The organism is Streptomyces sp. NPDC059477 (genome assembly GCF_042749375.1).
GTDB lineage: Bacteria > Actinomycetota > Actinomycetes > Streptomycetales > Streptomycetaceae > Streptomyces.
Window position 1 is genome coordinate 61,041 of sequence record NZ_JBHYUG010000027.1, and the last position, 8,227, is coordinate 69,267.

The following is an 8,227-nucleotide window of genomic DNA, read 5'->3' on the forward strand; positions in this document are numbered from 1 at the left end:
AGCGGGTACAGCGTACCGGGATCGAGCGGCGGGCGGGGGCGGTGGTCCACACCGGGTCCACTGGCTCGGCTTCACCCAAGATCACCGCGGTGATCGACCTCTGGTCCGAGGCCCGCACCGGCACTGCGGAAGCCTAATGCTGTGCGGGCCCCATCCCAGATCGCGATCACCGCTCGTCACACGTCCGCGGTCGACCACCGTCTCACCCCCGGCCCGACCTCCGCTCGTGTGTCCGCCCGCTCCAGCTCGGCCGGCGCCCGTGTCACGCGCACAGCAACCAGTCGCCGGAGGGCAGAACGAGGCTGCTCATCACGGCCCTCTACTTGATCACCCAACCCCCGCCGCAAAACGGTCTCGACTACCTCTGCCAATCTTCGACCACACGCACGAACTGCACGTCCCGCCAAGGCTTAATCCACTCTGCCATGTACCTGACGTCGCTTGAAGAAGGGGCGGGGCGAGCCTGCTCCATCACAACTTTCGACGGCATGACTGCAGCGTCTCCCAACAAGAGTGCCTCCCCCGAACTCAAGACAGGAAGGGACTCCGTCAGGGGACCCAGAGAATCCGGCAGGAGACGCTTGACGTAATTTTGATCCTCCGGATTCGTGAGTCGCATCGCAAGAAAGTTGCTGCATTGAGAGAAGATCGTTTCCGAGATTTCGGCTGGCCTTTGACTCACAATGGCGGCCGTGATGCCGTACTTCCTACCCTCCTTGGCAATCCTTTCGATCGAATTTCTAGATGCGCTGAACTTGGCCAATCCGCTCTTCGGTACGTACTTGTGGGCTTCTTCATAAACGAGGAGAAGTGGCGTTTCCACCAGCGATGAGGCGTTGTTCTTCTTGAAGTAGTACGAGTAGTCAAAGAGCAATCGGGATACCAATGAGACAGTGATACTCAGGACCTCGAACGGAACGCCACTGAGGTCAATCACCGTTACGTTGGCGAGGGAGTCCGGATTATAACCGGTGAACTGGCGAAGAACGGTTTCAAGATCTACCTGCTTCGCCCTGGCCCCCAGCAGAAAATCTAGTCTCCTGTCGAGCACGCGATTCTCAAGTCGCGTAATGAAGTTATCAAGCTTACCAAAGAGGGGACCCGCCCGGTCAGTGGTCTTCCCGGGTGTGCCAATGCGCTCTGCGTTTTTCACCCTGATCGCATCGAGCACTTCTTGAATCTCAAAAAATATGGGGGACTCATAGTGGATCAGATCACGCTTTTCCTCCGGCCCATTGAAGTGCGTCCGCTTGTTCTCCGTGATGGACTTCTTCAAGATAGCGATTTGATTGTGCGATTGCTCCTCGTTGCTTTCGATAAATAGATCCTGTAGCTCCTCAGCATTGAGCAACCAGTAGGGAAGGATGAGAGAGTCGACGGAAAGGTGATTCGCCTCCGGGAATGCAGTTCCATATTCGGAGTGAATATCAAAGATCACAACGTGCGCGTTATTTAGGCTGTACTCGCCATAAGATTCATCTCGGATCTGGGTCGCAGTCTGAATGATCCGCGCTATGGCATGAGACTTCCCAGATCCCGTGGATCCCACGACCGCGATGTGACGGCTGAAGAACTTATCTCCGTCAACTGGAACGTCCACTGAAATGTCTTGCGCCAATTGGGCGAAGTGGAATCTCTTCTCGGTTTCGACTGTGTCATAGATGCGTTGAACCTCATCCTTCACAGCCACTGATACCTTCTTCGGCGGAATAGCGATTCCGCCGCCACCACGGGAGAAGCGTCCATCGCCATCAACGAAGCCAAGCGGCACCGCTTCGATGATGTACACCTTCTGTCGATCCTCCTCCACTTCCTTACTGGGCCGAAGCTCGATCGAATAGCTTTCGATAATCGCCATAATGGCGCCCTGCAAGCTGTCGTAAATCTTGAGGTAGGAACCGACTTCAACCGGATCGCCATCAGCAAGTTCGCCAATATTGTGAACTGCGATCTTGATGCGATTAGGGTAAACGGCGACTACTTCCGCACTGGACACTGAACTCCCCCTACCGGAAAACTTCGATCAGGTCGCCATGAGATTGCAGAAATACGTGGTGTGGACGTGGGACTGGGACAGGAGAATCATTCTTCTCGACGAGGAAGAAGTCGTGAAATTCCTTAATCGCCACCCTGGCCATCAGCTCGTTCAACTGCTCCGGTTCCACGATCTTAAGGCGAGCAGCACCGAAGGGCGGGTTGGTCAGGATCTCCATCCTGAAGGCTCCGCCGTGATATCCACGTCCGTCATTAAAATAGGCGCCGGCCTCCCAGAGGCTCGCCTTTATGGAGCTCTCATCAAACTCGCCGCGGAATGTGAAATAGGGGGCCGGAGAGTTCTCTTCGATACGATACCTATCACAGATACTTAGTACCGCCTCCGCAATGTCCTGCGGCTTGGTCTCCCGTGTGCATTCAAAAGAAAATACCCGTTCGAGGTTTGGGATATTGACCCGCCGTGGGAGGTACTGCCTCCTTACTATTTTGAGGTACTTTTCGTACCCACAATGGGCCACATAGGTCGAAGTGAAGATTGCGCTCTGCGCTTCCTTAACGGCTTTTTTCAAGTCATTGAGTCCGACCCATCGAGAACCCGGGAATTTGGTCAAAACCAGATTCCTCAGGTACGCGTGAAGAATCGCATGGTAGGAGAGCGCTTCTACGGAATCCTTGGCCGCAAGCTCGGTAGCGACACACTTCAAAACGTTCTTGAACTGCGTTTCATAGTCCTCTGCAAAGTTGATACAGAAGGACTTCAAGAACTGCAACTTCACTTCTTCTTCTACCTGATCAAATTGATCAGCGAGCAAGCTGTCCAGTTCGTCAGCAGTGAGCAATCGGAAAGTCCCCGGAGGCTGGTCCGCGAAATGACAGTGCAAAATGTAAGAAGTGGAGCGGCTACTCATGAACTGTAGAAACATTTTGCGGACCGCTTTGCCTATCACTGATAGATAGAATTTGCCGGACCGATTCTTAATCTGCATGTGATAGTGCTCGCCACTCAGATCTTGCGCGCCTTCGATCTGAAGCCTCTGTCGCGGGCTCTGAAAGATTTCAAGAAGGGTTTTATCGAATTGGTAAGCAAACCCTTTGATGGCGTCGTGCCCGCCGTCGTCCACGGGAAGAGGGCTACTTGCAAGATCGGTCAACAGCTACTCCGGAATGCTCGGGGCGGAGCGTGTGGCACCTGTGGGGTCAACTACCCACAGCGCGCACCCTGGTGCACTTCATGCTAAGTGGTGCGGGTGGCGCCACAGGGGAAAATGCTCCAATCGCTCCACTCTCAGTCAACCTCGCTGTGTCTCAACCGGGGTGACCGCGATAGAGCACGGCAGCATCCCCGCCGCTGCGGTTGCTACTTCACGACCTGCGCACTCCACACCCGGCCCGCGGCCTGGGTACCGTCGAGGGTAGAAGCCCCGACGGATGGAGCACGATGCATCGCCGCCTGTTGGACCGCCGGCGCCTCGCCTCTTGGGGGGAGCGCTGATGCTGGAAGAAGCCGAAGAGATCGGCCGTCGCGCACGCCGCGCACGGCTCCGCCTCGGCATGACGCAAGCCGACCTCGCTGCCGCCCTGGGCAAGACTCAAGGGTGGGTGTCCAAGATGGAACGCGGACACATCGAGCTGGACCGCGTCGGCCTGCTCAACTTGCTCGCCTCGGAGCTGCACGTACACCCGAACGACCTGATCGGACGCCCGTACAACAGCTCTCCGGCCGAGAATCAGTGGCAGGTCTCTGCCGCAGCGATCATGCGTGAGCTGCGCCGTTACGACCTCGCCCCCGTCTTCGACGGCACGCCCCGACCCGCCCATCAACTCTGGCAGGAAACCACCCGCCTGCATCGCCTGCGTGACGCCGCCGCCAACGTGGCGATCATGGAAGTTCTCCCCGACCTGTTCCGTGAGGCACGCGCCCTGGCCGAAGTCTCCACGGGGCACGAGCGGGAAGAGGCGTTCGCCATCTACGCCGTGTGCTGCAAGTTCGCCCACACCGCCGCGCACGCCCTTGGACACCCTGAGCTAATCGCCATGGCCTGTGAGCGGGCTGCTTGGTCTGCCCGGCAGTCCGGCGACCCTGTCATGCCTGCTGTCGCCGACTGGATGCGTGTCTGGGACATGTGGGCCACGGCGGACTGGGACGACGCAATTGCCCTGTCAGACAAGGCGATTCGGAGCGTGCAGCAAGAATATGACCGGGGTGAGCCGCTGGCCGTGCGAGCGTGGGGGACACTGCAACTGCGCGCGGCAGTCTCGGCTGCACGGAGCGGTCGCAAGGCTGAAGCGAAGGACCGGATCAAGCACGCGCGGAGTGCAGGCAAGCGGATGGCAGAGGCTATCGGGCCTCCGGTCTACGACCGCCACAGCCTGACCTTCTCGCCGGGCAACGTGCAGATCCACGCGATCAGCGTCGCTCTGGAGATGCATGAGCAACGCGAGGCCCTGTCGATAGACCGGCGTACGAGTAAGGAGCTGGTCGAGGCGCTCCCCAACTCCCGTCAGGGGCACCACCACATGGACCTGGCCCGAGCTTGGCTGTGGGATGGGAACCGCGACAAGGCGCTGAAGGAACTGGAGAAGGCCGAGCGCATCGCCCCCCAGCTCGTCCGCAATCACCCCATCGCCCGGTCAACCCTGCGCAGCATCGTGTACGCCGAGCGCGCGAGCACCCGCGAGAAGCTGCGCCGCATGTCAGACCGCTTCCACCTCGACGGATGAGGGTCGTATTCCTGCGGTTCATATTGAGCCCTGGAGATCTTCATAGCTTCGAGACATGGCCGAACAGACCTCGAAGCAACTCCCGGCGCGGCGCGCCGAGTTAATCCCTGGCGCCCCGTTTCATCCTCGCCTTGGCGACCTCGCTCTCGACCTCGCCAAGGGCGGGAAGATCGGGGTGTGCGTCGCCCTGCCGAGCGACAGCTCCGCGTCGTACCAACTGCGCCCGCCCGGCGGTGGTGAGGACTGGCGGGCCAGGTCCGACGGAAGCACCCTGCGCCCCGTGCCCGTCCCGGTCACGCATGCCACCCCCATGCAGCGGGACGCCGCCTACGACCATCGCGCACAGCAGGCCGCACTGCCGGTCACCGTGCACTACGAGGACGGCGGCGCCTGCGAGACGATGCTCGTGCTCACCCCGGCGCAAGTCGAGCTGTACTACATCCAGCTCGGTCAGCTCATCGAGGCGAGGGAATCGGCTCGGGAGCATGAGCGGTGAGCCCGGCCGTGCTGATGCTCGCTCTGCCGGCCTCTGCACGTCCCCCGATGCGGTCGCCCATCGCCTTCCGATGTGAGGCGACCGCCCGCGACCTCAGCGGCACTCGCGAGGTTCTGCTCGCCACCTACCGCGGCCAGTCCCCGCGTCTCACTGCCCGCTGGCTACGCGCCCAGGCATTCCGCCTCGCCCGACTGCTGTCCCCCGACCCCGGGGCCGTGTTCTTCCGGGACGCGCCGCTCATCACCCCCGGGCCGGACGTTCCTCGCCCTGATGCCGCACTGCGCGCGTGGGCCGACAGTGACCAGGTGTACGAGTACGCAATACGCGCTCTCGCCGCAGGCCGCGCGTTCGTGTTCGAGGTGACGGACTACGACGCCCGGTACTCCCTCCGGGTGTATCCGCTGCCCACACGCAACCCGGCACCCCCGCAAGCCCCCGTCCCCGCCCGGTGCTCACCCAACTCCCCGGCGGGGACCTGCCGCCATCGGAGGCCACGGGGACGGCGCACGCCCCGATGACCCCCGCCCCCGCGTCTTTCCCGGTTCCCCCCGGCGCGGGGGCGGGTTCACCACCCAACCGGAACTCTCCCGCTGAACGCACACCCGCCGCTCTGCGGCGCAGTCCTGCCCATCTACCGAGGGGAAGACGCGGTGACCACCTATCCCGTATCGCCGAACACCGTGCTCGCCAACGCGCTGACACACGCTGATGACCTGCTCCGGCCGCACATCGTCAACGCGGCTCCGGAGCGGATCGTGTTCGTGGTGGGAACGCAGATCAACGGAGCGCCGCACATCGGAACGTCCCTGGTCCAGTCGCTCACGTTCGCCACTGCGGCGCGCATCCGCGACAAGTTCGGCGTACCGGCCGAAGTCCAGTTCGGTGCCCTCGACAACGCGCCGTACGCCATCGTCACCGACAAGGAGACCGGTCACCGCTACCAGCGGGCTTACGCGCACGCCCTGGGCGCGGCCGGCATCGCGGAACAGGTCGACAAGCTGTACCGTCCACTGTTCACGGCCCTGTCCGAGCGCCTGCACGTGCCATACTCCGTCGAGACCTACAGCCAGCAACAGGCGGGCGAGCATTTCCGCCGCACCTGGCTGCGTGTCCTGCCCCGCATGGACGCCGCCCGCTGGTACCTGTCTCCGTCGTCCGGCGTCCCGCATGTCCGCGTTCCCTGCCCCCGACCCGGCTGCGGGTGGGCCGAGAAGTACGCGGAGCGAACCCGCGTCCGTGACGACGGCTTCGAGCGGGTAGCCGTCTCAGCCGTATGCCTGCACCATGGCGAATACGAGGTCGTCATCGACCCGGCCAACGGCGGCTACCTGGACCTGGCCACGCTGTACAGGAACCTGGTCAAGGAACTGGCCATCACCGGAGCGGTCGGCACGCTGTACGTCATGGTCAAGGGCGGCGACTGGATGCCCGGCTGCATCCTCGTCGACGGCGCCCTACAGGCCGTCGGCCTCACGCGTGGCCAGCTGCCCGCCCGGTTGTTCTGCCCCCAGGTCGTCACGGACACGGGAGCGAAGCTGTCCAAATCCCTCATCCGCGAAGGGCGAGCGCCCTTGCCCGAAGGTGCGGCCCCGTGGATGCTCGACACCCGAGAGTGGCCGGGCTCGTTGGCTGCATACGTCGACCGCTTGCTCGGTCTGACCGACGTGTTACTCGCCGACCCCCGCCACTTCTTCCGCTCGTACTCGGCCGGTGAACTCGGCCGACTGATGACCACTGCAACAGCTAGGAGCGTTCCCGCCCCATGACGGAGACTGCCGCCGCGCGCGTCCGCGAACTGAACCTCTACCGCCGGTACTTCGACCTGGTGGCCGCCGGTCAGAAGACGATCGAGGTGCGGGTGAAGTACCCCCACCTCGAAGACCTGGCCGCCGGAGACGTCATCCGCTTCCGCATCAAGGGCACGGACGAGACGTGCGACGCCCTGGTGAAGCGGGTCACGGAGTACAAGACATTCGAGGAACTGCTCGACGGGGAGGGTCCGGCGAACGTCAACCCGGCCTCCACCCGCGAGCAGCAGCTCGCCAACATCCGCGAGATCTACCCCGCGGAGAAGGAAGCGCTCGGCGCGCTCGCCATCGAAATCGAGCTGCTGCCGTAAGCCCGTACGGTCCTCACCGCCGAGGGCCGTGCGGCTTCCGCTAGGGAACGCTGACAACTGGAGACCGGACCACCCCTCAACCTGGACGGAAATCCGAGCGGTCGGTCGCGAATTGCCTGGTCAGGACCCCGGTACCGATGGCGCCGGGGTGGTTGGCGTGCTCGGACACGAGTGCCGCTCACCCCCGGCTCCTTGTCATCGAATTGGAGAGGGTTCTGACCTGAGCCACCGAAAGTCAGCCACGGCGGCGGGTGCGCCGAACGCGCACCCGCCACGTGTGTCTCCAGCAACCGCGGTCGCGTCCCGCCGGGTGGTGTAAGCGATCACGCGCATCGCCCTCCGGTATCCGGCCCGTGACGATCTCTCCGTCGGCGCGGCACGCGAAACGGCTTGGTCAGACGCCGGGAGCGTCCCAGTCGGCCCAAGTGCGCGGCGTGACCTGCGAGTTCCGATCCGTTGATCGGCTACACCATCCGGCGGGACGCCATCGCAACCGCCCACCGGCATCAGCCACGTATCTTCGAACGTCACGGGCCTCCGCATCACACCGGCCTCGGCGCGCCGTCGGTTGCAGCTGATGGATTGCTTCTGTCTGCGGCGCTGAGGCTGGCCGCCCGGCGGCAGCTGGCTTGACAGCAATTCGCGGTGATCTGTGCGGACTTGGCGATCAGCTCGCTCCTGTCGGCCGCGCGCACTGAGGTGACTGGCAAGGATCTTCGCGGTTCCGGCTGGCCACTTCTCGGGCTGTGCGGCGCGAGCGGGCGGGGCCGGCGCGGGCGGTGGCGGAGACATGGAGCCAGGGGGGGGCGGCGGCGCCCGCCCCGGCCGGGGGGGGGGGGGGCGGGGGGGCGGGGGGCGGGCGCGCGCGGGGTGGGTAGAGCGCGCGGCGGCGCGCG

The 8,227-nt window shown here is 63.2% G+C and carries 6 protein-coding genes; 4 read left to right on the top strand and 2 right to left on the bottom strand.

All coding sequences use genetic code 11. The features are described 5' to 3' along the window. Positions 1–358 precede the first annotated feature (358 nt). Positions 359–1,996 (bottom strand): ATP-binding protein, encoded by a 1,638-nt coding sequence (locus ACFXAZ_RS16430; RefSeq protein WP_384590661.1) that lies wholly within the window; start codon positions 1,994–1,996, stop codon positions 359–361. 10 nt (positions 1,997–2,006) lie between these two features. Continuing rightward, complete coding sequence (locus ACFXAZ_RS16435; RefSeq protein WP_384590664.1) at positions 2,007–3,146, bottom strand: hypothetical protein; 1,140 nt, start codon at positions 3,144–3,146, stop codon at positions 2,007–2,009. Between the two features lie 340 nt (positions 3,147–3,486). Between ACFXAZ_RS16435 and ACFXAZ_RS16440 the strand changes: the two genes are divergently transcribed. From ACFXAZ_RS16440 to ACFXAZ_RS16455, 4 genes are all read left to right on the top strand, one after another. Next, a complete protein-coding gene (locus ACFXAZ_RS16440; protein WP_384590667.1) occupies positions 3,487–4,716 on the top strand; it encodes a helix-turn-helix domain-containing protein in 1,230 nt (409 codons plus the stop codon). A gap of 55 nt (positions 4,717–4,771) precedes the next feature. Beyond that, positions 4,772–5,212 carry a hypothetical protein gene (locus ACFXAZ_RS16445; protein ID WP_384590670.1) on the top strand — a complete coding sequence of 147 codons (441 nt, stop codon included), beginning with the start codon at positions 4,772–4,774 and terminating at the stop codon, positions 5,210–5,212. Positions 5,213–5,862: 650 nt separating this feature from the next. Continuing rightward, entirely contained in the window at positions 5,863–6,978 is a 1,116-nt protein-coding gene (locus ACFXAZ_RS16450) for a hypothetical protein (RefSeq protein WP_384590673.1), read from the top strand. After that, on the top strand, positions 6,975–7,331 hold the full coding sequence (locus ACFXAZ_RS16455) for an ASCH domain-containing protein (protein ID WP_384590676.1): 357 nt from the start codon (positions 6,975–6,977) through the stop codon (positions 7,329–7,331). The genes ACFXAZ_RS16450 and ACFXAZ_RS16455 overlap by 4 nt, the downstream gene beginning before the upstream one ends. Positions 7,332–8,227 lie beyond the last annotated feature (896 nt).